Raw genomic sequence first — 26,839 nt, 5'->3', positions numbered from 1 at the left:
CAGCAGGCAGGCCCGAACTGCGTCCGCTAGATCCGGTACTCGATGTCGTATTCGGCCGGGTCCACCGCGGGCTTGGTTTCCCGCTGCGCATCCCGGTGCCGCCATTTGGCGGGAACTCCGGTGATGATCGACTCCGGCGGGGCGTCCTTGACCACGACGGCGTTGGCACCGACGGCGCTGTCCCGTCCGATGGTGATGGGCCCCAGGATCTTGGCGCCGGCGCCGATGGTCACGCGGTCGCCGATGGTGGGGTGCCGCTTGATCCGGGCCAGGGAGCGCCCGCCAAGGGTCACACCGTGGTAGATCATCACGTCCTCGCCGATCTCTGCAGTCTCACCGATCACCACGCCCATGCCGTGGTCGATGAAGAAGCGGCGGCCGATCGTGGCACCCGGGTGGATCTCGATACCGGTCCAGGACCTGCCCAGCTGCGACAGGAGGCGGGCCGGGAAGCGCAGTTCCGGGTTCTGCCACATGCGGTGCGTCAGCCGGTGGATCCAGATGGCATGGAGGCCGGAATAGGCGAAAAAGTTCTCAAAAGAACCTCGAGCCGCCGGGTCGTGGGACCGGGCGGCGTCGAGGTCTTCCTTCAGTCTTGCGAAAAAGCCCACAAAGTTCTTTCTACAGGAAACGGGCGGACAGCGGACTGATCAGCCGCGGATGTCGTCATAGAGCACGGTGGAGATGTAACGCTCACCGAAGTCGCACACTACGGCAACAATCAGCTTGCCCGCGTTTTCCGGCCGCTTGGCCAGCTCCAGGGCGGCCCAGACAATCGCGCCGGAGGAGATGCCGCCGAGGATGCCTTCCTTGATGCCCAGATCGCGGGCTACCCGGACCGAATCCTCAAGGGTGGCGTCGATGACCTCGTCGTAGATGTTGGTGTCGAGCAGTTCGGGGATGAAGTTGGCGCCCAGGCCCTGGATCTTGTGGGGGCCGGGGGCACCGCCGTTCAGGATGGGGGAGTCCTTGGGTTCCACGGCGACGATCTGGACGCCGGGCTTGCGCTCCTTCAGTACCTGTCCGACGCCGGTGATGGTTCCACCGGTGCCGATGCCCGCCACAAAGATGTCCACCGCGCCGTCAGTGTCGGCCCAGACCTCCTCGGCGGTGGTCCTGCGGTGCACCTCCGGGTTGGCCTCGTTGGCGAACTGCTGCGCCCAGATGGAGTTCTCGGTGTTGGCAACGATTTCCTGGGCCTTTTCCACGGCGCCGCGCATGCCCTCCGAACCGGGGGTCAGTACAATCTCGGCTCCGAATGCGCGCAGCATGACCCGGCGCTCCGTGGACATGGTCTCTGGCATGGTGAGGATGACCTTGTACCCGCGGGCAGCACCAACCATGGCCAGGGCGATGCCCGTGTTGCCGGAAGTACCTTCGACGATGGTGCCGCCGGGCTTCAGGGCACCGGACTTTTCCGCGGCGTCGATGATGGCCACACCGATGCGGTCTTTGACGCTGTTGGCCGGGTTGTAGAACTCCAGCTTTACGGCAACGGTGGCGTCCAGTCCCTCGCTGAGCCGGTTCAACCGAACCAGCGGGGTCCCGCCGACCAGCTGCGTTACATCGTCATAGATCCGTGCCATGTACATACGCCTATCTCTAAGGGGTGGATACTGAGGTCAGCCTAACGAGGCCGCGTAACGGTGGGCTAAGCGTTAAGCCATGCAGAGTAATATTTCCGGGCCTTGGCCAGCTTAGGGTTGATGATCACCTGGCAGTAACCCTGCTCCGGGTGCTTGGCGTAGTAATTCTGGTGGAATTCCTCCGCCACATGGAACCGCGGCAGCCGGCTGACCTCCGTGACAATGGGATGCGGCCATAATGCCTGGTTGCGGTCGATCGCCTCTTCGAAGAGGATCTTCTCCTCTGTGGTCTCGTAGAACATCGAGGAACGGTACTGGGTGCCGACGTCGTATCCCTGGCGGTTCAGCGTGGTGGGATCATGCAGGGCGAAGAACATGTCCAGGACCACCTCCGCGGGGATGATGTCTTCATCGAAGGTCACGGCCACAACTTCGGCGTGGCCGGTGGTCCCACTGCAGACAGAGTAGTAATCCGGGTGCGGATCGTGGCCGCCGGTGTAGCCGGACACCACGGAGGTGACGCCCTTGGTCCTCTGGTAGACGGCGTCCAGGCACCAGAAGCACCCTCCGCCCAGAACAAAAGTTTTCATGACCTCTTCAATGGTTGACGGCGCCGGAAGATTCCCGGCACCCCGGCCGGGTGCCGCAAACTGCGGCGCCGCGATGCCAATGGGGTAAAACTAAGACTATGGAACCTGTGGACACCGACGTTACCGGCCAGGCAGATCACGACGGCGACGCCTCTTCCGACACGCCGGCTGCGGCCGGTTCCGCGGACGCCCCCACATTGGCCGAACTGCTCCTTGCGGTTGAGGAACTGTGGCCGGAATCCCTGGCGGAGAACTGGGACGAGGTGGGGCTCGTGGCAGGCCACCCGTCCGCCCCGGTCACGAAGGTGATGTTCGCCGTCGATCCCACCCTGGAAGTCATTGAGGAAGCGGTTGAGTGGGGCGCGGAACTGCTCATCACCCACCACCCCCTGCTGTTGAAGGGCGTCACGTCCGTGGCCGCCACGTCGGCAAAAGGCAGGGCAGTCCACCGTCTTATCGAGTCGGGAACGGCACTGCTGACCGTGCACACCAACGGGGACTCCGCCGTCGGTGGTGTCTCCGACGTCCTGGCCGATGCCCTGGGTCTCCAGGACGTCGCCCCCCTGACCGTGGCGGCCAACGGGCTTCCGGAGGAGGGCATTGGGCGGGTGGGGGACCTCGCGGACGCCATGAGCCTGGGCGACTTCGCGGCCCGGGTCTTCGGAATCCTGCCCTCAGTGGCTGGCGGCGTGCGTGTTTCCGGCGACAAGGACGGGCTGGTCCGGCGCATCGCGGTCTGCGGTGGTGCCGGGGATTCGCTGTTCAACGAGGTACGTGCCAGCAACGCAGACGTCTACGTCACCGCTGACCTCCGCCACCACCCGGCGTCGGAAGCGCGGGAGGCCGCCGCCAACGGACGGCCGTACCTGGTGGACGTGTCGCACTTTGCGAGCGAATGGCTCTGGCTGCCTGCCGCGGCCGCGGCCCTGGGCAACGTCCTGGCCGACCAAGGCCATGACGTGGAGATCCTGGTCAGTACCACCAACAGCGATCCGTGGGACTTCATCCTCACTCCCGGCTAGAGTCTAGGAAGCGCCGGTTCGGTGCCCGGCCCAGGCCGGAAGGATCTAGCGGAGGTAAACGTGGCCAAGGCAGCACCGGCGGAACAGTTGAAGTTGCTCGAACTGCAGGGCCTTGACGCCAGGTTGAAGGGCCTCACCAACCGCCGCCGCACGCTCGAAAACGATCCCCGCATCAAGGACCTCGAGGCCGCCCTGTCCGTCGCCAACGGTGAACTGGGCGCGGCCAAGGTGGCCGTCCACGACGCCGAGGCTGCGCTGAAGCGGGCCGAGGCCGACGTCGAACAGGTTGCCTCCCGGATCCAGCGTGATGAAGCACGGCTCAACAGCGGCACCGGCCTGTCCAAGGACCTGGTGGCTCTGCAAAAGGACATTGCGTCGCTGAACAAGCGGCGCTCCGACCTTGAAGACGTGGAGCTGGAAGTCATGGAGCGGCTGGACTCGGTGCGGGAACGGCAGGCGGCGCAGCAGCAGATCGTCGATGACATCCAGGGGTCCTTTGGAACCATCAGGGCCGAACTCGATGCGGCCCTCGCCGACGTGGAAACCGAAGCGGCGGGGCTTCGTGCCCAGCGCGGCGACTTTGCCCAGGGCCTGGACGCGGGCCTGCTGGCAGTTTACGAAAAAACGCTCGCGAAGCGCGGGGTGGGTGCCGCGCGGCTCTTCCACGGCACCTCGGAAGCCTCTGGCATGAAGCTCAGCCCGGGCGACCTCGCCGAGATCAAGGCAGCTGCTGCCGACGACATCGTTTTCTGCCCCGACTCCGGGGCCATCCTGGTCCGTTCGGACGAGTGGTCCTAAACAGCCCACAGGCATCCTGCCGGGCCGTCAGCCCGGCAGGATGATGTTCAGGGCGTGCGGCTTGCGGGCGGTGCCCGGCACCAGCTCCGCCTCCCACCGTTCGCGGGCTGCCTTTAGAAGGTCCGACGGCGCCCCGGGGGCCTTTCCACGGCGCACCAGCAGGTGCCGCGCCAGTTCACCGCGGGTGTGCTTGGCGAAGTGGCTCACCACTTTCCGGACTCCTCTACTTTCGGTGAAGACGTTGACCGTGACGGTCTGCTCCGTCGGCGGGGCCCACGCCGCCGCATAGGTGCTGGACCGGCAATCCACCAGTAAGTGCCCCCGGGCTGCGGCGCCCAGGGTATCGCCAAGCTGTTCCTTCCAGAACGGAGCCAGCCGCCCGACGTCGGGCAGGGACGTGCCCATTGACAACCGGTAGGCCGGAACGCTGTCGCCAAAGCGCAGGGCCCCCCACAACGCCGAGATCACCAGGACGGACTCATCGGCCTTCCGGCGCTGCACCGGCGTCAGGGTGCGGTAGCCCAAGGCGTCGTACAGGACACCCGAGTAGATGCTGTGGGCAGGGGCCGCCGGCTCGGCGTGCAGCCGGGTATTGCGCTCGACGTCGTCCCGCAGCGATGCCCCTACGCCCAGCAGGGCGAGGGCATCCTGGTGTGCACTGATGGTGCCAAGGGCCTCGAGGACCTTGGCGCGGTACGGGTTGAGCTCCGGGAAGCCCAGGGCGGTCCAGTCGACGGCGGGACCGTGGAGCGCGGGCGTCTTGCCTTCGGAAGGGGGAAGCAGAATCAGCACCGTCCGATCCTACCGGCGACAAAAGCGGCCGGCGGCGCCGGTAGACTGGGACCCGGATGGGACAGCCAGACGGCCGCGCGCCACGCAAGTGGCTCGAGGAACGTCCGGGCTCCGCAGGGCAGGGTGGTGGGTAACGCCCACTCGGGGTAACCCGCAGGCCAGTGCCACAGAAAACAGACCGCCTGCATTTCCGGCCCCGGCCGGGAAGGGCAGGTAAGGGTGAAACGGTGGTGTAAGAGACCACCAGCTTCCCGGGCGACCGGGAAGGCTAGGTAAACCCCACCCGGAGCAAGGCCAGACAGGACACGTTCGAGGGCTGCCCGCCCGAGTGTCCGGGTAGGCCGCTGGAGGGTGCCGGCAACGGTACTCGTAGATGGATGGCCGTCGCTCCCTCGCCGGCAACGGCAGGGGAGAACAGAACCCGGCGTATCGGCTGTCCCATCCTTAAATCGCGTTTGACCACGGGCAATGCGTCGGGGATCCTGAACCGTGCCCGTAAATCCTGAAACTCGTCCCGCACCGGCTGCGGGCATTCCCGGCATCCGTGCCCAGGGCCTGGCGCTCGCCGGATTCCTGGCCCTCTCGGCGCTGGCCTGGCTGCTCTCCTCAGTCCCGATCGTCCTCAACTCGGGCGGGTGGTATGCAGGCTCAGCGAAAGCGCCGTGGATGCCGCCGTCGTGGATGTTCCGCAGCACGTGGATGCTGCTGTACGCAGGCGTGGCCACCGCGGCGTGGCTGGTCTGGCGCAAAGGCCGCCTCGCCGGCGGCACCCGCTCCGGCTACGTAGTCCAGTTGCTGCTCAACGCCGCCTGGCCCGTGACCTTCTTCGCCCTGTACCCCATGCTCGGGACCGTGGCACTGTGGGCGGCCTTCGCCGTCATCTGCGCCCTGACCGCCCACTCGCGTTCCTGATCCTGCGGTTCGGCCCGGTGGACGCCGCCGCCGGCTGCCTGGTGCTGCCGTATTTCTCCTGGCTGGTCTATTGCGCAAGCCTGAACCTGTACTCCGCCATCCACAACTGATTGCCCGCTACTGCATCCTTCCGGGCCGCCCCATGTGAGTGATTTCACGCAGCCCGAGCGTGTTCCGCGGACCGCGCCAAATTAGAATGGATCCCGGACGCAGGAGTTCTACCGCCGAAAGTTGCGTCCGCAACCGGCGGTTTTTCTTTGCACGCGATCCAGGTGCCTGGGGACCATCCCTGCAGGTGCCGGTGCCCCTGGACATCATCAGGTGGCCTACATCCGTGTACGAAGACGTACACGGCTGAACCGAGGAAGGTATTTCTGTGAGCCAGACGTCTGATTCTTGTCTTGATACGTGGATGGGCCGGGAGGCCCTCGCCGAGGCCATGATCCCGGTCATCGGCAGGCTGTACCGCGAAAACAACGTGGTGACCAGCATCCACGGCCGGAGCCTGATCAACAAGTCCACCATGAACATCCTCAAGGCGCACCGTTTTGCGCGCCGGATGAGCAAGGACGAACTGCTCCTGGAGGACACGGCCCCCCTGCTGAACACGCTGGCCGGACTCGAACTCGGCGCCGCTGCGATCGACATCGCCCGGCTGAACCAAAAATTCAAGGAAGAGGGCAACGGCGCCACCCTTGAGGAGTTCCTCCGTGCAGAACTCGCCGAGATCGTGGGCAAGCGGGGCGGCGATGACCGCACCAGCACCGACGTCGTACTCTACGGCTTTGGCCGGATCGGGCGCCTCCTGGCACGCCTCCTCATCGAAAAGGCCGGCGGTGGCCACGGCCTGCGCCTGCGCGCCATCGTGGTGCGCCGCGGTTCGGACAATGACCTCTCCAAGCGTGCCAGCCTGCTGCGCCGCGACTCCGTCCACGGCTCCTTCGAGGGCACCATCCGCGTGGATGAGGCCGCCAACACCATCACGGCCAACGGCGTCCAGATCCAGGTCATCTACTCGAACGACCCCGCTACGATCGACTACACCGCCTACGGGATCAGCAACGCCCTGGTAGTGGACAACACCGGCCGCTGGCGCGACGCCGAAGGCCTGTCCCAGCACCTGCAGAGCAAGGGCGTGGCCCGCGTCCTGCTGACCGCACCGGGCAAGGGCGAGCTGAAGAACATCGTCCACGGCATCAACCACCGCGACATCACGGACTCCGACAAGATCGTGTCCGCGGCATCCTGCACCACCAATGCCATCACCCCGGTCCTGAAGGCCATCAACGACAAGTTCGGCGTGGTCCACGGCCACGTGGAAACCGTCCACTCCTTCACCAACGACCAGAACCTGATCGACAACTTCCACAAGGGCGACCGCCGCGGCCGTTCGGCAGCGCTGAATATGGTGATCACCGAAACCGGTGCCGCCAAGGCCGTGGCCAAGGCCCTGCCCGAACTCCTGGGCAAGCTCACCGGCAGCTCCATCCGCGTCCCCACCCCGGACGTTTCGCTGGCCATCCTGAACCTCACCCTCGAAAACGGCACCACCAAGGACGAGGTCAACAACTACCTGCGCGAAATGTCGCTGCACTCGGACCTGCGCAAGCAGATCGACTACATCGATTCGCCCGAGGTTGTCTCCACCGACTTCGTGGGCTCGCGCCGCGCCGGCATCGTGGACGGCCTGGCCACGGTGTCCACGGACAAGAACCTGGTCCTCTACGTCTGGTACGACAACGAGTTCGGCTACAGCTGCCAGGTGGTCCGCGTCATGGAAGAGATGGCAGGCGTGAACCCGCCGTCCTTCCCCGCCAAGGAAAGCGCTGCCGCCCTGGCAGCCATCGCAGTCTAGTAACGGTCAGGTCTTTCCCGGCTGGTTCACTGGAATCAGCCGGGAAAGCGGACCACACTGGTGGCATGGACAACGAATCGACACTTCAGCACGAAACCACCCTCGAGCACGCACTGGACGTGGCCAAGGCCAACCATAAGGAAGCCGTGCGCCTGCTGGAACGGGCCAGGGAGGCCCACAAAACCGGTGACGTCACCGATGACCGGGTGCGCCAGCTCGAGAGCCTGCTGGCCGTGGCGGAAGAAGACCTTCGACGCGTCACCAGGGAACAGTAACCCGGGGGAGTCCCCGGCGCTGTGACCCATCACTCCTCCTCAACAGTGTGGATATCAGCGGCCGGGCGCGCCCTTTGTCCTAGGCTCTTGGGGTGCCCGACTTTCCCTTCCCGGCGTCAGCCCCGTGACCATCAGCTGGTCTGCCTACCGCCGCGCACGCCGCCGTTCCCGGCAGGCCTGGGCGCTTCTCGCCACCGCCGCCGCAGCAATTCTCGTGGCCCTGGCCTGGTTCTTCACCACCGGCCAGTTCGCGGCAGCCGGACCCGCGGCAGAGGGGCCCACTGAGGCGCCGGTCTTCGACGCCGCCTGGATGAAACCGGTCCAGGAGCCCAACCCGGTGCCCCCGGGCAGCGCCGTCGCAGCCCTTGATGGCCTGGCCGTGAAAGGCAGGGCGCCCAACACCGGCTACAGCCGCGAGGCCTTCGGCCAGGCTTGGCTTGATGTCGACCGGAACGGCTGCGACACCCGCAACGACATCCTTCGCAGGGACCTGGCCGGCGTTGTGTTCTCCGAGGGGTCCGCCTGCAAAGTCACGGCCGGGCATTTCCGGGAACCCTACACGGGCCAGGACGTGGACTTCCAGCGCGGATCCGAGAGCAGCCGCGCCGTCCAGATCGACCATGTGGTGGCCCTGGGCGACGCCTGGCAAAAGGGAGCCCAGCGCCTCACGGCCAAGGACCGCCAGAGCCTGGCCAATGATCCGCTGAACCTCGTCGCAGCGGACGGCGCCGCCAACCAGCAAAAAAGCGCGGGTGACGCCGCTACCTGGCTGCCGAAGAACACGGCAATCCGCTGCCATTACGTTGCCCGGCAGATCTCCGTCAAGGCCGCCTACGGGCTGTGGGTGACGGCGGCAGAGAAAGACGCCATGCGGCGCGTCCTTGCCTCCTGCCCCCAGCAGCAGACCATTACCGCACCCTGAGCGGACGCCGCCCGGACAGGGTCAGTGGCCAAAGGGGTCAGGGTCCACCCCGGGCATCCAGGTCAGCCCCGGCACGCCCCAGCCGTTCTTCTTTGCCTGCTTCATGGCTTTGCGTGAATACCGGTCCATCAGCCGGTTGACATACAGCTTGCCGTCGAGGTGGTCGTATTCATGCTGGATGACCCTGGCGAACCAGCCCGTGGCCTCGAAGCGAACAGGTTCACCGAACCCGTCGAAGCCTTCCACGCGGGCCCATTCTGCCCGTTTGAGCGGATACTGTTCACCCGGGAAGGAAAGGCAGCCCTCTTCCTCCTCGTCGGGGTCGGGAGCAGCACCGGAGACCTTGGACAGTGTCAGGACGGGATTCACCAGGACGCCGGTCGGGGGAGCGTCGTCGTCGTTCGCATACTTGTAGACGAAGATCCGCTTGCCGACGCCGATCTGCGGGGCGGCGAGGCCCACTCCGTTGGCGGCGTCGTTGGTTTCGAACATGTCGGCAATCAGGGTGCGCAGTTCGTCGTCGAAAACCTCCACCTCGGCGGCGCGGCGGTGCAGCACAGGCTCGCCCCAGATGGTGATTGGCAGAACAGTCATATCAGTAGTCCTTCGGCTTCGCGGTGTCCCCGGCTGCAATGCATGTACCCGGTGGGGCACGAAAAAGGAGGCCGCACCGGATATCCGGTGCGGCCTCCTCTGTCGACGGCTGCATGTGCCGCCCCGTGAGGGTGAGCGACGGGGGTTGAACCCGCGACCTCCTGGACCACAACCAGGCGCTCTGCCAACTGAGCTACGCCCACCATGTGCCTCAAGGGAAATCCACCGGAGCGGCTCCCTGGAAACGCAACTCAAATAGCTTACCTGCTCGGAAGGGGTGCTTTGTCCACTTTCTGCGTTTTGGGGCAAAATTTCACGAAACGTGGCGCAGATTACTCTCCGGAGCCGCTTCCGGCGTCGGCGTTGGCGATTCCCCTGGCGATCTTCTGGGCGGTGGCGCTGTCGGGCCCGGGGGTGGGGACGAACACGGCTTCACGGTAGTACCGGAGCTCATCGATGGAATCCTTGATGTCTCCCAGTGCGCGGTGGCCGCCCTTTTTCGCCGGGGACTGGAAGTAGGCCCGGGCGTACCAGCGGCGCGAAAGTTCTTTGATGGTGCTGACGTCGATGACCCGGTAGTGGAGGTGCTCCACCACGGCGGGCATGTCGCGGGACAGGAACACGCGGTCGGTTCCTACCGAGTTCCCGCCCAGGGGTGCTTTGCGCGGGTCCGGTACCCAGGCGGAAATGTACTCCATGACCGCGGCCTCTGCTTCCGCCATCGTCTTGCCGTGCGGCAGTTCCGCCAGCAGCCCGGACCTGGTGTGCATGTCCCGGACGAAGTCGGACATCTGGGCCACGGCGGCATCGTCGGGTTTGATGACGACGTCAACGCCGTCGCCAAGGATGTTGAGCTCCGAGTCTGTGACCAGTGCTGCCACCTCGATCAGGGCGTCGTTCTTGATGTCCAGGCCGGTCATTTCGCAGTCGATCCAGACGATTCGTTCGTTAGATATAGGCACCGGACCAGCCTACCGTTACACTTCCGGGCACCCTGCCGATGCTAGGATTTCGGGTACGCGGCGGGTCGCCCTTCCGCCCTGAATCCTGTTCCGGCTGGCCTGCGCGGCCGCCGGGTGAACCGCGGAAAACGCATGAAGATTGGACGATCCTGAGATGACGGCGCCTGTGCCCGCAGCGGGGGAGATGGCGGCGGACGGCATTGCCGGAGCGGGCAGTGCCGAGGTGGACAATCCACGCTCACCCCTGCTTGCCGGTTTCCTGGGCTCCCTGTCCATGATGATCGGCTCGATTGGCGTGGGCTGGCTGGCTCCTGTCTCGGAGCTGCGCCGCATGCCTGTGTTCATCTGGATGCGGACCGAAGCCCCTGGAGTAGCGCTGTCCATTGTCCTGGTGGCCGTGGGCGGCATGCTCCTGGTGCGGGCCTGGCTGCGGCTGGGACAGAAAGTCCGCGTGTGGGGCGAACAGGCCCGGCGGGCAACCCTGGCCGCGGTGGTGGCGTGGGGACTTCCCATGATGTTCAGCGTGCCGCTGTTCAGCCGTGACGTGTATGCCTACATTGGCCAGGGGCGGCTGATGGTGGAGGGCTTCAACCCGTACGAAAACGGCATCTCCGCCCTGTCCAACTACTTCCAGCTGGGCGCGGACAAGATGTGGACCGAGGCCCCGGTTCCCTACGGCCAGCTGTTCCTGTGGATCGAGCAGTTCGTGGTGTGGGTTACCAACGTCCAGCCGGAGGCCTGCGTCATGCTTTTCCGGCTGGTGGCATTGGCGGGCGTGCTGCTCTGCGTCATCTATGTGCCCCGGCTCGCCGAACTGCACGGCGTGAACCCGCACCGGGCCCTCTGGCTCACGGCGGCCAACCCGCTTTTCCTGACAAACTTCATCGCCAGTGTCCACAACGACTCCCTGATGATCGGACTGGCGCTGGCGGGCCTGTACTACTCCGCGACCCGGCGCCAGGTCCGCGGCATCGTCCTGGTGACCCTGTCCATCGCGGTGAAGCCCATCACGATTGTCTTCCTGCCGTTCATTGGACTCCTCTGGGCAGGACGGAATGCGGGCTGGCTGCGGAAAGTGGCGTTTTGGGCGGCGACAGCGGGCCTGAGCCTGGCCCTGCTGACGGCAATGAGCATGGTCAACGGGTTCGGCTTCGGCTGGATCAACGGGCTTTCCGCGCCCGGCAGCATCTCCATCTGGTATGCTCCGGTGGGCCTGATCGGCATGGTGGTCGGGTCGCTGGCCGGCGCCTTCGGTTTTGATGGATCCGTTCCCGCAGGCTGGGTGTTCGACGCCGGGAAGCTGCTCGCCGTGGGCATCGCCGCCTGGCAGATCTTCCGGGGCGACTACGACCGCCTCATGCGCCGGCTCACCCTTGCCCTGGCCGCCGTGGTCCTGCTGGCCCCCATCATCCAGGCCTGGTACGTCGTCTGGCTCATCCCGCTCTTCGCTGTTACCGGTATCAGGAACGACTGGCAGGTCAAGGCCCTGTACTTCGTGGTGTCCTTCTTCATGATCTACGCCATTTCGGACCAGTTGGACGTTTTCCCGTACCTCCAGACCCAGGACCTCGGCTTCGCCCTCGCCCTGGCCCGCGTTGCCGCGGCGCTGACCGCCCTGCTCTTTGCCCTGTACCTGATCTTCTGGGACCCTGGCACCCGCAGGCTGTTCCGCAAGTCGCACGAGCCCGTCGTCGAACGTCCTGTGATCTAGCGGCCGCTACCGCTTCGGGGCCGCGGAACTGATCCTGCGCAGGGCCTCCCGGCGTGACAGCGGACTCATGGCATCCCGGTGCCTGGCGGCAAACGCCTCAACCCAGGCCGGCGCCCTCTTGGCGTACTCCCGGAGTGCCCAGCCGATGGCTTTCCGGATAAAAAACTCCGGATCCGCAAGGTTCGGCTCAATGACGGCGGCGAGCAGCTGGGTGTCCGTGGCTGTTCCCGCGCGAAGCTGCGACGTGATGGCAGCCCTCCGGATCCAGAGGTCCGGGTCCCGGCTCCACTGCCGAAGGAGGGTGGCCATTTCTTCAGGGTGCGCCTGCAGCAGGGCGCAGATCCGGCCGGACACGCCATCGGCAAAATCCCACCACGCACCCGTCCGGATCATCTCCTCATACACAGGAAGCATGTCCAGGTCGGCGGTCAGCAGCCGGTGTGCTGTCAGGTCGATGGCCGCGTACTTTTCCTCGCGGAACGTCGCGGTCCGCCACAGGTCCAGCACCGTGGCGCGGAGCTGCGCCGCGGAGGCAGGGGGATGCGTCCGCGCGGCGTCCGCGGTGATCCGCCGCACCTCGGGAACCCGGACTCCGAGTGAAGGGAGCCGAGACTTCATGTACGCCTGGGCTCCCGCGGCCCGTACGGGATCGGCCATTGCCCGGAGCGCGTCCCTGACGGAGTCGATGAGGTCCTGGTCGGCGGCCGTATCCATGGGGCAACTTTAGCCAGTGTGCAGGCACCTCGGTGCGGTAGGCTCGTGAGCGCTAACATACTACGACGCAGAGGGAACCATGCCCGGAACTGAAGTCCACCTCGCCCACGGACGCTACTCCGCCGTCGTCACCCTGCGCGGCGGGGCGCTTCGGGAACTGCGCCACGGGGACAGGGGCTTGGTGGTGGGCTTTGGCCCCGACGGACCCGTACCCGACTACCGCGGCGTCATCTGCGCGCCCTGGCCCAACCGCCTGGCGGACGGCACCTACTCCTATGCAGGCAAGTCCTATGCCGCTGCCGTTAACGAACCGGAACGCGGCGCTGCCCTGCACGGCCTGGCCATCCACAGGCCCTGGGAAGTGTTGGAAACGGCCGCGGACCGGGCGGTCCTGGGGTGCCGCATTCCGGCCGGCCCCGATTACCCCGCGGACCTGGAACTGGCAGTCACCTACTCCCTGTCCGAGGACGGACTCCGCGGCGAGGTGCGGGCGGTCAACGCCGGCACCGTGGCCGCGCCTTACGGGGCATGCCCCCATCCCTACCTGGTGGCTGGCCCGTCCCCGCTGGATGACTGGTCGCTGGAACTTCCGGCCGGCGCCTACCTGGAGGTGACCCCTGACCGGTTGCTGCCTGTGGGCATGCGGCAGGTGGCCGGGGACGCCTTTGACTTCCGGTCATCGCGGCGGCTGGGACCGGTGAAGATCGACCATGCGTTCACGGACATCGCGCGGGACGCAAGGGGCCTCGCCCGGGTGCGGGTACTGGACCCGTCAGGGACAGGCGTGGAACTGGAGTGGGGCACCGAATGGCCCTGGGTCCAGGTGCACACCGGCGACAAGCCCGTCGGGCCGGACCGGCTGGGCCTGGCCGTTGAACCCATGACCTGCCCGCCGGATGCCCTGCGTTCAGGGACGGACCTGGTGCATCTGCAGCCGGGCCAGGCCCATTCGGCAAGCTGGACCATTCGGGCAGTGGACTAGCTTTGGCGGGGCGCGGCGGCTGCGGCGGGGGAGTCCGTCCACCCGGCACGCTGCAGCCAGGCCGCGCACAGCCCGGTCCACTGACCGGGGCCTGGCTGGTCTGCGGCAAGCCCCAGCCCGTGCCGTCCCTCCGGGAAGACATGCAGCTCCGCCGGGACGCCGGCGGCAAGGAGCGCCCGGGCGTAGTTCAGGCTGTTGCTCACCGGGACGGCATTGTCGTCGGCCGTATGCCAGAGGAATGCCGGCGGTGCCAGGGGCGTGACGTTCAGCTCCGGCGAGAGTGCCCTGAGAAGGTCCGACGGCGGCGCGTCGCCAAGGAGGTTCGCCACCGATCCCTGGTGGGCTTCGTGGGTCAGTGAAGCAACGGGGTAGCAAAGCACCGAAAGGTCGGGGACGGCTGCGCGCACGTCCAGTTCCGGGTTTCCAGTGGCAGCTGCCGTGCTCAGGGTGGCTGCCAGGTGGCCGCCGGCTGAGAAACCCAGGACGCCGATGCGCTCCGGGTCGACAGCCAGCCCATGCTGTCCATTCCTGATGTGGAGCATGGCTTCCTTTGCGTCTTCCAAGGGTGCCGGGTGCCGGTCAGGGGCAACCCTGTAGCGGAGCACGAACGCGTGGATGCCCAGCGATGCCAGCCATCCCGCCACGGGCTCCGCTTCGTGGTCGGCCTGCCGGGCATAACCTCCTCCGGGCAGGACCAGGATGGCGGGGCGGGAGCCGGCACCCTCCGGACGGGCCGGAACTGCGGTCAGCCCCCGCACCTCCATCAGGCGGCAGCTTCGGTGCTGCGCCGCAGCGTGACCTCGCCCGTGATGTCACCGGGTGAGGCGTCTTCCCCGGCGTCGCCGGCGGACCTCGGTCCGGTGGCCAGGGTGGCAAGCCGGCCGATGTCCTCCAGCGGCAGGCGGACCGTGGACAGGGCGGGCCGGAAGTCGCGGAGGGTTTCAATGTCGTCGAAACCGGCGATGGCTGCGTCACGGGGGATGCGGAGCCCTTCAGACCGCAGGGCCGCTGCCGCGCCGATGGCCATGACATCGTTGACGGCGAAAATACAGAGTTTTGCGGCTGTGTGCCCGTCCCCGGACCCGGCTGCCTTGATCCGCGCCGCAAGTTCAAGGCCCGCGTCATATCCTCCGGACCGGTTGAACGCGCTGCGGAGCACTTCTGCCGGACGGCGTCCGGCCTGGTCCAGTCCCTCCTGGAAACCACGGACGCGGTCATCGGAGGTCAGGAGGCCCTCCGGGCCGCCGACGATGACGAAGTCCCCGTCCCAGCTGCCCGCAAGCTCGGCGGCGAGCCGGCCGGCGAGCTCCCGGTTGGGGACTTTCACCACGTGGTACCCCTCCGGAGCCGTTGCGCCCACCACGGGGTGGCCCACCACCGCCACCTGGCCGCCGTTGCGGCAGTACCGGTCGAGTTCGGCCGCCAGCTCGGCGTTGCCGTCCTTGTCCTCGTCCCGGCACGAGCGGGAACCTGCGATCACAATCGAGTCCGCCCGGCGGGCAGCGAAGGCTGCCACTGCTTCCCTTTCTTCCGCGGGCCCGGCGCCGGTGGTGGCCAGCAGCACCATCCGGTGCTGCTCCCGCGCGGCTGCCTGCACGCCCCGGGCCACGGCCGCGAAGTAGGGGTCGGCGATGTCGTGGACAATCAGGCCGATGAGGCCGGAGCTGGACTTCGCCAGGCCCTGGGCCTGGGCGTTGGGGACGTAACCCAGCGACTCCGCCGCCTGCCTGACCCGTTCGGCGATGTCCTGGCCCGGCTTCCGGGCGGAACCGTTAAGCACGCGGGAGGCCGTGGCGGGGGAAACGCCGGCAAGGCGGGCCACCTCGGTAAGGGTACTTGCAGCCACAGCATCTCCTGGTCTAGGTACGGGCTCGAAGGCTAAGCACATTATGGCAGTTCAAACTACTTCCGGAAAGCGCTTGCCAACAGAAAAGGCGCGGTGCATCATGGAAGCAGTGGGAATGCGCTTTCCCAGTTGGCTTGAGTACATTGCTCACTCACCGTGGAGGACACATGGGCTTCGAAACAAAGACGATCCGCATCGCCATGAACGGCATCACCGGCCGGATGGGTTACCGCCAGCACCTGCTGCGTTCCATCCTGCCCATCCGCGACGCCGGCGGATTCACCCTCGAGGACGGCACCCGCGTCCAGGTTGAACCGATCCTCGTGGGGCGCAATGAGGCGAAAATCCGCGAGTTGGCAGAGAAGCACAAGGTGTCCGAGTGGACCACCGACCTGGACGCGGTGATCAACGACCCCACAGTGGACGTTGTCTTCGATGCCTCCATGACCAGCCTCCGCGCCGCCACCCTCAAGAAGGCCATGCTGGCCGGCAAGGACATCTTCACCGAGAAGCCCACGGCCGAAACCCTTGAAGAGGCCATCGAGCTTGCCCGCATCGGCAAGCAGGCAGGGGTGACGGCCGGTGTTGTCCACGACAAGCTCTACCTGCCCGGCCTGGTCAAGCTGCGGCGCCTGGTGGACGAGGGCTTCTTCGGCCGCATCCTTTCCATCCGCGGTGAGTTCGGCTATTGGGTCTTCGAGGGCGATATCCAGGCCGCCCAGCGCCCGTCCTGGAACTACCGCAAGGAAGACGGCGGCGGGATGACCACTGACATGTTCTGCCACTGGAACTACGTCCTGGAGGGAATCATCGGCAAGGTCAAGAGCGTCAATGCCAAAACCGCCACCCACATCCCCGCGCGGTGGGACGAGGCGGGCAAGGAATACAAGGCCACCGCCGATGACGCGTCCTACGGCATCTTCGAACTTGAGACGCCGGGCGGCGACGAAGTCGTCGGCCAGATCAACTCCTCCTGGGCGGTGCGCGTCTACCGCGACGAACTGGTGGAATTCCAGGTGGACGGAACCCACGGTTCCGCTGTGGCCGGCCTGAACAAGTGCGTCGCCCAGCAGCGGGCGCACACGCCCAAGCCCGTGTGGAACCCGGACCTGCCCGTCACCGAATCCTTCCGCGACCAGTGGCAGGAGGTTCCGGCCAATGCCGAGCTGGACAACGGCTTCAAGCTGCAGTGGGAGGAGTTCCTCCGCGACGTCGTGGCCGGCCGCGAACACCGCTTCGGCCTGCTCTCCGCCGCCCGCGGCGTGCAGCTCGCCGAGCTGGGCCTGCAGTCCAACGACGAACGCCGCACCATCGACATCCCGGAGATCACCGTCTAATGACTTCCCTCATCCTTCCCTCCTCCGACGGCGGCACCAGGGAGTACCGCCTGCAGGGCGGTGCCACCTGGGCCCGCCCCAGCGCACCACTGACAGCTCGGCGGGCTTACGCCGCGGCCCACGTCATTCCCGAAGTCCTGGCCGACAATACCCCCGGGGCCCCTGCCCGCCTCGACTGGGACGCCACCCTGGGTTACCGCCACGAGCTCTGGTCCTATGGCCTCGGCGTGGCCGATGCCATGGACACGGCCCAGCGGGGGATGGGCCTTGACTGGGCCGCCACCCAGCAGCTCATCAAGCGCACCGGCGTCGAAGCAGCCTCGGTGGTCGCCGCAAACAATCCGGCCACTGCCGGCAAGTCCGTCCGTGACCTGGTGTCCTGCGGTGCCGGCACGGACCAGCTGGACACTGACTCGCTTCCCACGGGGGAGGCGGGGGTCCGGGCCGTCCTTGAGGCCTACCGCGAGCAAATCGCCGTCGTCAGTGAGGCCGGACCCAAGGTGATCATCATGGCCTCCCGGGCGCTGGCCAAGGTGGCACGCGGACCGGAGGATTATCTGCAGGTTTACTCCACCCTGCTGCAGGAGGTGGATCAGCCCGTCATCCTGCACTGGTTGGGCACCATGTTCGATCCCGCCCTCGCCGGCTACTGGGGTTCGGACGATGTGCCCGCCGCCACCGAAACCTTCCTGGGCCTGATCAGGGACAACGCGGACAAGGTGGACGGCGTCAAGGTCTCGCTGCTGGACGCATCCCATGAGGTGGCCCTCCGTGCCGCCCTGCCCGATGGCGTGCGGCTCTATACCGGGGACGACTTCAACTACCCGGAACTCATTGACGGCGACGGCGGCCACCACTCCGACGCCCTGCTGGGGATCTTCGCTGCCATCTACCCCGCCGCCTCGGTGGCTCTGCAGAACTACGAGGCCGGCAACAATGCCAAGGCCCGGGAAATTCTGGACTCCACGCGCGAACTGGGCAAGCACATCTTCAGCGCCCCCACGTTCTACTACAAGACAGGAATCGCGTTCCTGTCCTGGCTCAACGGCAAGCAGCCGGGCTTCCAGATGGTGGGCGGCCTGCACTCGGGCCGCTCCGTATGCCACCTGTCCAGGACCTTCGAGCTGGCGGACCGGGCCGGCCTGCTGAAGGATCCGGCGCTGGCTGCCTTCCGGATGTCAGACTACCTGCGGATCAACGGGGTGGGAGTATGAGCGACTTCTCCCGGCTCTCCATCAACAGCGCCACCACCAAGAAGTGGACACTTGCCCAGGTGGTCGAAGGCTGCGTCAATGCAGGCATCCCCGCCATCGGCCCCTGGCGCGACCGCGTCGAGGAAGCCGGCCTGGACAAGGCGGCCCGCCTGGTCAAGGATGCGGGACTGCGCGTGTCCTCCCTGTGCCGCGGCGGATTCCTGACAGCCGCCGACGCCGGGGGCCAGGCCGCCGCGCTCGCCGACAACCGTGCCGCCATCCTCGAAGCCGTGGCCCTGGACACCAGGGAGCTGTTCCTGGTGGTGGGCGGCCTGGCACCGGGGGAGAAGGACATCGTGGGCGCCCGGCAGCGCGTGGCTGACCGGCTCGCGGACCTGGTCCCGTTTGCGCGGGAGAACGGCGTCCGCCTGGTGCTGGAACCGCTGCACCCGATGTACGCCGCGGACCGCGCACTCATCTCCACCCTGGGGCAGGCCCTGGACCTCGCCGCGCCCTTCGACGCATCAGCAGTTGGCGTCGCCGTTGACACCTTCCACGTCTGGTGGGACCCGGAACTGAAGGCGCAGATCGATCGCGCCGGCCGGGAAAACCGCATTGCCTCCTACCAGGTGTGTGATTTCAACATGCCCATCGCTGCCGATCCGCTGCTCTCCCGCGGGTACATGGGCGACGGCGTCGTGGACTTCGCCACGATCGGCACCTGGGTGCGGGACGCCGGATACACCGGCGACATCGAGGTGGAAATTTTCAATCAGGAGATCTGGGACACGGACGGCACCGCCGTCCTGGCCACGGTCAAGGAGCGGTACGCGGAGCTTGTCCTGCCGTACGCCTGACCTGATCCAAGACCGCGGGCTCCTGCTGCGTCACGGCAGGAGCCTGCGCCCCACGCGCAGAAGACCCGGACCGGCGGTCCGGGTCTTCTGCGTATTGCTGCCTCAGGCGTAAAGCGAGGCGAACCGGCGGTACCTCGCCAGTACGCCGTCGTCGTCCTTTCCCACAGGAAGGTCGACGGCGTCTGCCGCCCACTCGGGGAAGCATCCGGTGAGTGCCGCCGCAGCCTGGCGGGCGGCGCCGTCGGCCACGTACTCGCCCGGCCGCGGCACCGCGACGCCCGCTCCCAGCAGGCTGGCAGCCACTTCCTGCACGGCTGCTGACTGGGCGCCCCCGCCCACCAGGAGGATCCGTCCGGCGGACACCCCCTGCTCCTGCAGGGCCGCCAGGCCGTCCGCCAGTGAACAGACAACACCCTCGACGGCGGCGCGCGCCAGGTTGGCGGCGGTGTAGTTCGCCCGGGTGATGCCGTGCAGGGAGCCGGTGGCGTCCGGCAGGTTGGGGGTCCTTTCCCCATCGAAGTAGGGGACCAGGGTAAGGCCGCCGGCACCGGGCGCGGCGGACAGCGCCAGCCGGTTGAACTCCGCCAGGTCCACGTCCAGCAGGGCGGCGGTGGCATCGAAGATGCGGGTGGCGTTCAAGGTGCACACCAGCGGCAGGTAATGCCCGGCGGCGTCGGCGAACCCGGCCACCAGCCCCGAGTCATCTGCCGCCGGCGAATCGGAAACCGCAAACACGGTTCCGGACGTGCCCAGCGACATCACAACGTCGCCCAGGCGGGCACCTGCTCCCAGGGCGGCTGCCGCATTGTCCCCGGCGCCTGCGGACAGCAGGGCACCTGCCGGCGTTTTTCCGGCCGCCTCCAGTGGGCCCAGGACCCGCGGAAGGACCGGGACGTGGCCCAGTGCGGCGGAAAGGACATCGGGAAGGTAGCGGTCCTCCGCCGTCGAGTAATACCCGGTGCCGGACGCGTCCGAACGGTCGGTGGCCAGTGCCGCCAGTCCTTCCCTGCCACTGCCCGGCCCGTGGCCCGCGAGCCGCCAGGTGAGCCAGTCATGCGGCAGGCACACTGCAGCCACCTTGGCGGCATTCTCCGGCTCGTTCTCCGCGAGCCAGCGCAGCTTGGTCACCGTCAGGGACGCGACGGGAACGGTCCCCGTCGCGCGGGCCCAATACGCGGCGCCGGCGGCAGGGTCCCCGCCGCCGGCATCTGCGATGAGTTCCGTGGCTGCGCCGGCGCTGCGGGTATCGTTCCACAGCAGTGCGGGCCGGACCACCGTCCCGTCCGCGTCCAGGCAGACCATCCCGTGCTGCTGGCCGCCGACGGAGATGGCGGCCACGTCATTCAGGCCACCGGCATCCGCGGCGGCCTTGAGCAGCGCTGTCCACCAGTGGTCGGGGTGGACCTCGGTGCCCTCCGGGTGCGGGGCACGGCCCTCGCGGACCAATGCCCCGGTATCCGCATCGCGGATGACCACCTTGCATGACTGGGTGGAGCTGTCGATGCCTGCGACAAGCACCATGGCCTAGCGGGCGCCCAGGAGGTGTTCGATGGCGAGCTGGTTGAGGCGGACGAAGGCGAAGGAGCGCTCGGCGGCCTTGTCGGCGTCGAAGTCCTCGAAGGCTGCGGCGTCTGCCAGCAGGTCGGCGGTCGTTTCGCCGGCACTGAGGGTGGGCTCGCCGAGTTCGAAGACGCCGGAGGTCTTGAGTGCTTCCTGGACCTGCGGGTCAGCGCGGAACGCCAGTGCCCGTTCCTTCAGCAGCAGGTACATGGCCATGTTCGCCTTCGCGGACTCCCACACGCCGTCGTAGCCGTCGGTGCGGGAGGGCTTGTAGTCGAAGTGGCGCGGGCCGTCGTACTTCGGGCCGCCGCCCGGGAAGCCGTTCTCCAGCAGGTCGACCGTGAAGAAGGCACTCGTGAGGTCGCCGTGGCCGAAGACGAGGTCCTGGTCGTACTTGATACCGCGCTGGCCGTTCAGGTCGATGTGGAAGAGCTTGCCTGCCCAGAGGGCCTGCGCAATGCCGTGGGTGAAGTTCAGCCCAGCCATCTGCTCGTGCCCGGTCTCGGGGTTCAGCCCAACAATGTCGCCGTGTTCCAGCTGGGCAATGAAGGCCAGGCCATGGCCGACCGTGGGCAGGAAGATGTCGCCGCGCGGCTCGTTCGGCTTGGGCTCGAGGGCGATCCGCAGGTTGTAGCCCTTCTCCTTGATGTAGCCGGCAGCCGTGTCAACGCCTTCCTTCATGCGGTCCAGGGCGGCTGCCAGGTCCTTGGAGCCGTCGTACTCGCTGCCTTCCCGGCCACCCCACATGACGAACGTTTCGGCGCCGAGCTCTGCGGCGAGGTCGATGTTGCGCAGGACCTTGGAGAGGGCAAAGCGGCGGATGGAACGGTCGTTGGAGGTGAAGCCGCCGTCCTTGAAGACCGGGTGGCTGAACAGGTTGGTGGTCACCATCGGGACCTTCAGCCCGGTCTCTGCCAGGGCCGCCCGGAAGTTCTTCAGGATCAGCTCCCGCTCCGAAGCGGAGGCATCGAACGGGACCAGGTCGTTGTCGTGGAACGTAAGGCCATAGGCGCCCAGTTCGGCCAGGCGGTGTACGGCCTCCACCGGATCCAGGGCGGACCGGGTGGCCACGCCGAACGGGTCGGCGCCGGTCCAGCCGACGGTCCAGAGACCGAAGGTGAACTTGTCTGCGGGGGTGGGGGTAAGCGTCATGATGCGTCCTTGCGATCGGGTGCCTGCGGGATTGCGAGGCTTTAGTTCATTGCCTGAACTATATTGACGGACGTATGGTGGGGTCAATAGTCCGGCAGGCATGCCGCCGGAAATTTGGCGGAAGCGCCCGACCGAGGAGCTGTGTGATGGTGATGCCGGCGCCGGCAGTGCCCGGACCCGCAGGGGCGGCCCCCGGAAACGTGGGGGATGTGCGCCGCAGCAACCTGGCGCTGGTCCTGGGGGCGATTGCCGAGTTCCCGACCGGCACCCATCCCAGCCGCGCGCAGGTGGCCGGTGCCACCGGATTGACCAAGGCATCTGTGTCGAGCCTGGTGCTGGACCTCCTGGATGCCGGGATCATCCGTGAAATCGGCCTGAACCCGCAGGGCCGGGGGCGGCCGGGGGTTGGGCTGGAACTCAGCCCTGCCTGTGCGGTCATAGGAATGGAGGTCAACGTGGACTACATTTCTGCAGCCGTGGTGGGCCTTGCCGGAACGGTGCTGCTCCGCGAGGTACAGGAACGTGACAACCGGAACAGCCCGGACAAGCCGGTCCTCGCCGCGCTCGCCGTCCTCGCCGCAAGGTTGCGGAGTGCCGCCGGAGAACGGGGAGTCGAGGTCCTGGGAGGTGGGCTGGCGGTGCCTGGACTGGTGGACCCGGCCGCCGCGCGGGTGCTGGCCGCTCCCAACCTGGGCTGGATCGATGTGGACCTCGATCTCGACGCCCTGTTGCCCGAAGCCGCACTGGGAGTTGCTTTGTTCAACGAGGCCGATGCCGCAGCCCTGGCTGAACTGCGGCACCGCCCGGACGGGGCATCAAACTTCCTCTTCGTCTCCGGCGAGGTGGGCGTGGGCGGCGGGATCGTCATTGGTTCTGAGCTGTTTACCGGGCCTGGCGGCCACGCCGGCGAAGTGGGGCACATCGTGGTGGACCCGGACGGCGGCCGCTGTTCGTGCGGAGGCACCGGTTGCCTTGAGACGGCAGCGGGACAGGACGCCATTCTCTCCGCTGCCGGCCTGGCAGCTGAGGGGGGCTCCCGCTCGGCCGCCACGGCCGCACTCCTGCAGGCGCTGGAGGCCGGGGAGCCCGGGGCGGTAGCCGCCGTTGAACATGCCGGCCGTTGCCTGGGCATCGCACTCGCATCGACAGCCCGGGTGGTCGACATCGATTCGGTGGTCCTCGGTGGCCACTTTGCGGTCCTGGAACCCTGGCTGCGGGAACCCTTGCTGAAGAGTGTCCAGACATACGCGCCGGGCAAGTATGCGCCGGAGGACATCACGATGTCCGCAGTGGGGGAGTCTGGCGCCCTGCTCGGCGCCGCCGGCAGTGTGATCCGGAACCTTGTGGAAGCCCCGCACCGGCTGAGCGCCTAGCAGCAGATGCACGATGCCCCGGTCCGAAGACCGGGGCATCAGCCACCAAGGTGCCCCAGGAGGGAATCGAACCCCCGACCGGCGGATTACAAGGTTGGCGATTCGGCTGAAGAAGAATCGAACGTTATCGAAGGCCCGTTCCGCCGGCAGCGCTTCGCCGACAGTCCCCTGGAGATCGCAGCGTGAGCGCCGCAACGGCGCGGCCTCACATAGACGCCCTCCTTACCACTGTTGAGCAACTCGACGCCCTCCCACCCTTCGCCGTGCTCCTGGCAGACCCTGAGGGTCGCAGCCAGTATGAGCGCGACCGACACCTAGCCATCCAGAAGCGCCCCGATGAAGGGTCGATGAATGGGGACTGGTGGTATCCCGCCTGGGACTCCGACATCTTCAACGCCCTGGCAACGACCGAGGTCGTCCACCGCTTCCACCTCGGCCCGTTCAAGGTCCTCTGGCTCCCGGAAGCACCGGCGGCCGAGGCCGCCGCATGAGCCGCCAAGAGCGCCTCCAGGCCCTTTTGGAGCTGTACGCCGAGATCCTGCACCGCAAGCAGGGCAACACCACAACTTAAAAGTAAAGGCCGGCTGGATGTACCACCATCCGCCGGCCATGCAATCAGTCCCCGGCTACGGACCCTGATCGCTGCACCAGTCTAACCACTGCACCCAGCACCAGTCCATAGCCCGTGACGCCCTCATATCGAGGCGGTACGGCTACCCCGCCTGGTGCTTTCGTGCACCCAAAAACACGCTAAGCCTTCACATACGGGCTGCTTACTGGGTCAGAGCCAGTTCCAATGTCGCGTGTGCAGGCAGGGTGTTCACCCGGAAGAGCAATCCCGTGGAATCGAAGAAGTGCCAGCACCTACAGTGGGCCCAGCCGGGCCGCCAGATCTGCACACACACCGCCCGGCAGCCCTGCGCTGCCGGATGCCGCCACTGCCCAGAAGTAATGCCCTGGGCCAGATGCGATACGACCGACGACCGACGTGACCGACGCGGTGTCCAAGTAGCTTCTGTCTTTCAGTCCGTAATCCCACCAGCACAGCCCTGTGCTTTTGGACCGGACCAGAAGGCAGAAGTCTCCCCTCCCAACTTCCCTCTACTCCCTCTGCGGTGACTGGAAAAGCAAAAGACAAAGGCCCTGCAAAGCAGGGCCTGAACAGGCAAAACTTCCAGAATATCGGCCAGAAATCAAGGCCAAATCAGTGTAGAAAATACACCGGAAACACACACTAGAGCAGGGGGCTACCAATGGAGACCAACGACACGCTGAACTACTGGACCGCATGCATGAAAGCAGCAGACCTCACCGAAAAGACCATCCGCGAGCGCCTGATCTTCATCAAGCAGCTGGCCCGGGACGTGGATCTGGAGACGGTGACCCGGAAGCAGCTCATCATCTGGATGGCGGGACAGAACTGGTCCAATTCGACCAGGGTGCATCGTAGGTCGGGGCTCCATACGTTCTTCGCGTGGATGCAGGATGAAGGTTTGAGGTTGGACAATCCCGCCTACCGGCTGCCAAGGGTGGCGACCAGGAAGCGCGAGCCCAACCCCTTCACGGTCGATGAGATCAACCAGCTGCTCAACGGCGGGATCTACCGGAAGACGCGCGTCATGGTCGCCCTGCACTATTACCTCGGGTTACGGGTCTCCGAGATCGCGGCCGTCAACGGCTCTGACATCGACTGGAACGCCCGGACCCTGTCCACGGTAGGCAAGGGGCGCAAGGCGGCCACCCTGCCCGTCCCAGCGGCGCTGTGGCCGCTGCTGCTGGAGATGCCCAGGACCGGCTACTGGTTCCCGAACCGGACCCGTAACCGGATGTTCGCTGCGGGGGAAGGTCACATCACCGGCAATTCCGTGTCGGGCCTGATCGGGGAAGCGATCAAGCGCTGCGGCCTGAACCACCGCCCGCACGATCTCCGGGCCGCCCTGGCTACGGAGATGCACGACGCCGGCGTCAGTGACTTCGTCGTCCAGCGCAGCATGCGGCACTCCAACATGGACACCACCACGCTCTATCTCAAGCTCCGGCCCGAGGGCATACGCCATGGATTCGACAGCCTGCCCACCATCGACATCCCGCGGCGCTCCGGCCGGCGCCGCACAGCGGCGGGGGACGCGCCGCTGGCAGCCTGAGGACGACAAAAGGGCCGGCCATCATGACGATGACCGGCCCTTCCCCAACGTGCCCCAGGAGGGAATCGAACCCCCGACCCGAAGATTAGAAGGCTTCTGCTCTATCCCCTGAGCTACTGGGGCGCGGCGCAATCCAGTGTAGCCCACCCGAAACACCGATATTTGATGTCCAGGGCACGTGTGGGGCTGATATGTTCTGAGCATCATCTACCAACCTGGGGGTCTCCATGTCCGATAAACCGCTTCACTCCTTCACGTCCCACATCGCGGGCAAGAACGCCAAGGTCTCCATCTACCCGGACAGGGTCGAATGGGCCCGCTCCGGCAGCCTCATTCCCGGGCTGAGGAGTAAAGGCACCGAGATGGTGCCTGTGCGGTCCATCACCAGCATCACGTCCAAGAAGGGACTGACCAACACCACCGTCAGTCTCATCGTTCCCGGCAACACCGTGGACTTCCGCATCTCCCACGGTGAAGCCAAGAAGGTCAAGGAGACGCTCCAGCGGCTCATGCTGGCCGTCTGACGAGGCGGCCTGGAGAGCGTCCCCACCCAACGGTCTGGGTGGGGACGCTCTTTCTTTATGCGGCGCCGGCGAGGAAGGCCGCAACCACGTGGCTGGCGTGCCGATCGTGGTTGTGCCTGGCGCGGTCGTACCGGGCGGTGATGCGCGGATCTGAGTGCCGGGCAGCCACCTGAACATCACGCAGCGGCACACCGGCGTCCAGGCAGGCTGTGACGAAAGAGTGCCGGAGCCCGTGCGGGGTGACGTTCTTCTTGATGCCGGCCTTCCTGCACAGCCTGGTAACCGTGAGCGCGGCCGACTTCCGGTTTACCGGCAGCCCTGACTTCCGGCGCAGCAGCAGATGCCCGGAAGCCCGGTCTCCAGCTGCCGCATCCAGGGCGCGCAAGACGGGCACTGGTAAGGGAATGGTTGCTGGCTTGCCGCCCTTACCAACCAGCCGGAGTACCCGGTGGCCGCGCTCCATGTCCTGGTAGTCCTCGATCTTGACGTTGCAGGCCTCGGAGACCCGAAGCCCCAGCATGCCCATCAGGGTGATCAACGCAGCGTCCGATGGGCAGGACGCCCTGGCCGTCTGGATTAGGCTGCCCAGCTCCATCCGGTCCAATCCCATGGTCCGGGACTCGTCCTGGAACACCCGGGGCATGCGGATGTGGGCTGCGGGGGAGCGGTCAATGTAGCCGTCGATCTCCGCGAAGCTGTAGAAGCCCCGGATGATGGAGAGGTGGTGGGCGACAGTGGCCGGCGAGTTGTGCCGCTCGTCCTCAAGGTACCGGGCGAAGAGCTCCAGCACCGGCCGCCGCATGCCCTCCAAGGGATCGACGCCGAGGCCGGCGCACCAGTTGAAGAGCAGCTTCAGGGACACCTTGTAAGTTTCCCGGGTCCCGCCCCGGTACCGGGCAAGGTAACCGGCAGCAGCGAGCTCCGCCGGTGTGGTGATACGTGTTGTGGGTACGCCAATGAGCGTAGTGTTCTCCATGTCGTCTCCATGATCTTTTAGCGGTGAATGGATGGCGGCATAGGCCCTGTCAGTGCTCCAACACTGGCGGGGCCGCCGTCGTTTTGTGGGAGAGGACTACCACCTTACGCCGAAAAAGCCCCGCCCTCCAGAGAGGGCGGGGCTTCGTGATCGTGCTGTGAC

The 26,839-nt window shown here is 66.5% G+C and carries 27 protein-coding genes, 2 tRNA genes and 1 other RNA gene; 16 read left to right on the top strand and 14 right to left on the bottom strand.

Annotated features, from left to right (window positions below):
- Positions 1-26: 26 nt before the first annotated feature.
- The 3 genes from epsC to msrA form a co-directional block, all read right to left on the bottom strand.
- Entirely contained in the window at positions 27-611 is a 585-nt protein-coding gene (epsC, locus tag ACZ9J7_RS18940; RefSeq protein ID WP_387564935.1) for a serine O-acetyltransferase EpsC, read from the bottom strand.
- Between the two features lie 39 nt (positions 612-650).
- The gene (cysK, locus tag ACZ9J7_RS18935; protein ID WP_476211541.1) at positions 651-1,586 is read right to left on the bottom strand and encodes a cysteine synthase A; all 936 of its coding nucleotides are present in this window, start codon (positions 1,584-1,586) and stop codon (positions 651-653) included.
- Between the two features lie 65 nt (positions 1,587-1,651).
- A complete protein-coding gene (gene msrA / locus ACZ9J7_RS18930) occupies positions 1,652-2,176 on the bottom strand; it encodes a peptide-methionine (S)-S-oxide reductase MsrA (protein WP_476211540.1) in 525 nt (174 codons plus the stop codon).
- 98 nt (positions 2,177-2,274) lie between these two features.
- Here msrA and ACZ9J7_RS18925 point away from each other — a divergent pair, with 98 nt between their 5' ends.
- On the top strand, positions 2,275-3,198 hold the full coding sequence (locus tag ACZ9J7_RS18925; protein WP_476211539.1) for a Nif3-like dinuclear metal center hexameric protein: 924 nt from the start codon (positions 2,275-2,277) through the stop codon (positions 3,196-3,198).
- 60 nt (positions 3,199-3,258) lie between these two features.
- Positions 3,259-3,996 (top strand): zinc ribbon domain-containing protein, encoded by a 738-nt coding sequence (locus ACZ9J7_RS18920; RefSeq protein ID WP_476211538.1) that lies wholly within the window; start codon positions 3,259-3,261, stop codon positions 3,994-3,996.
- A 27-nt stretch (positions 3,997-4,023) separates the two neighbouring features.
- On the opposite strand, the gene ACZ9J7_RS18915 is transcribed toward ACZ9J7_RS18920, so the two are convergent.
- A complete protein-coding gene (locus ACZ9J7_RS18915; RefSeq protein ID WP_476211537.1) occupies positions 4,024-4,788 on the bottom strand; it encodes a YaaA family protein in 765 nt (254 codons plus the stop codon).
- Between the two features lie 57 nt (positions 4,789-4,845).
- Between ACZ9J7_RS18915 and rnpB the strand changes: the two genes are divergently transcribed.
- From rnpB to ACZ9J7_RS18890, 5 genes are all read left to right on the top strand, one after another.
- Positions 4,846-5,233, top strand: an RNA gene (gene rnpB / locus ACZ9J7_RS18910) — RNase P RNA component class A.
- A 44-nt stretch (positions 5,234-5,277) separates the two neighbouring features.
- Positions 5,278-5,700 (top strand): TspO/MBR family protein, encoded by a 423-nt coding sequence (locus ACZ9J7_RS18905; RefSeq protein ID WP_476211536.1) that lies wholly within the window; start codon positions 5,278-5,280, stop codon positions 5,698-5,700.
- A gap of 376 nt (positions 5,701-6,076) precedes the next feature.
- Complete coding sequence (locus ACZ9J7_RS18900; RefSeq protein WP_476211535.1) at positions 6,077-7,555, top strand: glyceraldehyde-3-phosphate dehydrogenase; 1,479 nt, start codon at positions 6,077-6,079, stop codon at positions 7,553-7,555.
- A gap of 65 nt (positions 7,556-7,620) precedes the next feature.
- Positions 7,621-7,830 (top strand): hypothetical protein, encoded by a 210-nt coding sequence (locus ACZ9J7_RS18895; protein ID WP_476211534.1) that lies wholly within the window; start codon positions 7,621-7,623, stop codon positions 7,828-7,830.
- A gap of 124 nt (positions 7,831-7,954) precedes the next feature.
- Positions 7,955-8,752, top strand: coding sequence for an HNH endonuclease family protein (locus ACZ9J7_RS18890; protein WP_476211533.1), 798 nt, complete (start codon positions 7,955-7,957; stop codon positions 8,750-8,752).
- Between the two features lie 21 nt (positions 8,753-8,773).
- Here ACZ9J7_RS18890 and def read toward each other — a convergent pair whose 3' ends face one another.
- The 3 genes from def to orn form a co-directional block, all read right to left on the bottom strand.
- Positions 8,774-9,346, bottom strand: a complete 573-nt coding sequence (gene def, locus ACZ9J7_RS18885) for a peptide deformylase (RefSeq protein WP_476211532.1) — start codon at positions 9,344-9,346, stop codon at positions 8,774-8,776.
- A 130-nt stretch (positions 9,347-9,476) separates the two neighbouring features.
- Positions 9,477-9,549, bottom strand: a tRNA-His gene (locus ACZ9J7_RS18880).
- A gap of 129 nt (positions 9,550-9,678) precedes the next feature.
- The gene (orn, locus tag ACZ9J7_RS18875) at positions 9,679-10,308 is read right to left on the bottom strand and encodes an oligoribonuclease (RefSeq protein WP_476211531.1); all 630 of its coding nucleotides are present in this window, start codon (positions 10,306-10,308) and stop codon (positions 9,679-9,681) included.
- A gap of 154 nt (positions 10,309-10,462) precedes the next feature.
- On the opposite strand from orn, the gene mptB reads away from it, so the two are divergent.
- A complete protein-coding gene (gene mptB / locus ACZ9J7_RS18870; RefSeq protein ID WP_476211530.1) occupies positions 10,463-12,019 on the top strand; it encodes a polyprenol phosphomannose-dependent alpha 1,6 mannosyltransferase MptB in 1,557 nt (518 codons plus the stop codon).
- A gap of 6 nt (positions 12,020-12,025) precedes the next feature.
- On the opposite strand, the gene ACZ9J7_RS18865 is transcribed toward mptB, so the two are convergent.
- On the bottom strand, positions 12,026-12,733 hold the full coding sequence (locus ACZ9J7_RS18865; RefSeq protein WP_476211529.1) for a DNA alkylation repair protein: 708 nt from the start codon (positions 12,731-12,733) through the stop codon (positions 12,026-12,028).
- A 79-nt stretch (positions 12,734-12,812) separates the two neighbouring features.
- Between ACZ9J7_RS18865 and ACZ9J7_RS18860 the strand changes: the two genes are divergently transcribed.
- On the top strand, positions 12,813-13,715 hold the full coding sequence (locus tag ACZ9J7_RS18860) for an aldose 1-epimerase family protein (protein WP_476211528.1): 903 nt from the start codon (positions 12,813-12,815) through the stop codon (positions 13,713-13,715).
- Here ACZ9J7_RS18860 and ACZ9J7_RS18855 read toward each other — a convergent pair.
- Complete coding sequence (locus ACZ9J7_RS18855; RefSeq protein ID WP_476211527.1) at positions 13,712-14,479, bottom strand: alpha/beta hydrolase; 768 nt, start codon at positions 14,477-14,479, stop codon at positions 13,712-13,714. The two genes, ACZ9J7_RS18860 and ACZ9J7_RS18855, sit on opposite strands and share 4 nt — an antisense overlap.
- The gene (locus ACZ9J7_RS18850) at positions 14,479-15,561 is read right to left on the bottom strand and encodes a LacI family DNA-binding transcriptional regulator (RefSeq protein ID WP_476211526.1); all 1,083 of its coding nucleotides are present in this window, start codon (positions 15,559-15,561) and stop codon (positions 14,479-14,481) included. The genes ACZ9J7_RS18855 and ACZ9J7_RS18850 overlap by 1 nt, the downstream gene beginning before the upstream one ends.
- 167 nt (positions 15,562-15,728) lie before the next feature.
- Here ACZ9J7_RS18850 and ACZ9J7_RS18845 point away from each other — a divergent pair, with 167 nt between their 5' ends.
- The 3 genes from ACZ9J7_RS18845 to ACZ9J7_RS18835 are packed head-to-tail and all read left to right on the top strand — an operon-like array spanning position 15,729 to position 18,948.
- Positions 15,729-16,898 (top strand): Gfo/Idh/MocA family protein, encoded by a 1,170-nt coding sequence (locus ACZ9J7_RS18845; RefSeq protein WP_476211525.1) that lies wholly within the window; start codon positions 15,729-15,731, stop codon positions 16,896-16,898.
- Complete coding sequence (locus tag ACZ9J7_RS18840) at positions 16,898-18,112, top strand: dihydrodipicolinate synthase family protein (protein ID WP_476211524.1); 1,215 nt, start codon at positions 16,898-16,900, stop codon at positions 18,110-18,112. The genes ACZ9J7_RS18845 and ACZ9J7_RS18840 overlap by 1 nt, the downstream gene beginning before the upstream one ends.
- Positions 18,109-18,948 carry a sugar phosphate isomerase/epimerase family protein gene (locus ACZ9J7_RS18835; RefSeq protein WP_476211523.1) on the top strand — a complete coding sequence of 280 codons (840 nt, stop codon included), beginning with the start codon at positions 18,109-18,111 and terminating at the stop codon, positions 18,946-18,948. Before ACZ9J7_RS18840 ends, ACZ9J7_RS18835 begins: the two co-directional genes overlap by 4 nt.
- Before the next feature lie 102 nt (positions 18,949-19,050).
- Here the strand turns inward: ACZ9J7_RS18835 and xylB are convergent, their stop codons facing one another.
- A complete protein-coding gene (xylB, locus tag ACZ9J7_RS18830; protein WP_476211522.1) occupies positions 19,051-20,469 on the bottom strand; it encodes a xylulokinase in 1,419 nt (472 codons plus the stop codon).
- 3 nt (positions 20,470-20,472) lie between these two features.
- Positions 20,473-21,660, bottom strand: coding sequence for a xylose isomerase (xylA, locus tag ACZ9J7_RS18825; protein WP_476211521.1), 1,188 nt, complete (start codon positions 21,658-21,660; stop codon positions 20,473-20,475).
- Positions 21,661-21,806: 146 nt separating this feature from the next.
- Here xylA and ACZ9J7_RS18820 point away from each other — a divergent pair, with 146 nt between their 5' ends.
- From ACZ9J7_RS18820 to ACZ9J7_RS18810, 3 genes are all read left to right on the top strand, one after another.
- Entirely contained in the window at positions 21,807-23,033 is a 1,227-nt protein-coding gene (locus ACZ9J7_RS18820) for an ROK family protein (RefSeq protein ID WP_476211520.1), read from the top strand.
- Between the two features lie 182 nt (positions 23,034-23,215).
- Complete coding sequence (locus tag ACZ9J7_RS18815; protein ID WP_476211519.1) at positions 23,216-23,524, top strand: hypothetical protein; 309 nt, start codon at positions 23,216-23,218, stop codon at positions 23,522-23,524.
- Between the two features lie 762 nt (positions 23,525-24,286).
- The gene (locus ACZ9J7_RS18810; RefSeq protein WP_476211518.1) at positions 24,287-25,177 is read left to right on the top strand and encodes a tyrosine-type recombinase/integrase; all 891 of its coding nucleotides are present in this window, start codon (positions 24,287-24,289) and stop codon (positions 25,175-25,177) included.
- A gap of 50 nt (positions 25,178-25,227) precedes the next feature.
- On the opposite strand, the gene ACZ9J7_RS18805 is transcribed toward ACZ9J7_RS18810, so the two are convergent.
- A tRNA-Arg gene (locus ACZ9J7_RS18805) sits at positions 25,228-25,300 on the bottom strand.
- Between the two features lie 104 nt (positions 25,301-25,404).
- Between ACZ9J7_RS18805 and ACZ9J7_RS18800 the strand changes: the two genes are divergently transcribed.
- On the top strand, positions 25,405-25,701 hold the full coding sequence (locus ACZ9J7_RS18800; RefSeq protein ID WP_476211517.1) for a hypothetical protein: 297 nt from the start codon (positions 25,405-25,407) through the stop codon (positions 25,699-25,701).
- Between the two features lie 55 nt (positions 25,702-25,756).
- On the opposite strand, the gene ACZ9J7_RS18795 is transcribed toward ACZ9J7_RS18800, so the two are convergent.
- The gene (locus tag ACZ9J7_RS18795) at positions 25,757-26,677 is read right to left on the bottom strand and encodes a tyrosine-type recombinase/integrase (RefSeq protein ID WP_476211516.1); all 921 of its coding nucleotides are present in this window, start codon (positions 26,675-26,677) and stop codon (positions 25,757-25,759) included.
- Positions 26,678-26,839: the final 162 nt, after the last annotated feature.

The sequence above is a fragment of the Pseudarthrobacter sp. TE9888 genome (genome assembly GCF_056279345.1).
Note: the sequence above shows the minus strand (reverse complement) of the source record. Positions and strands in the feature narration are given on the sequence as shown.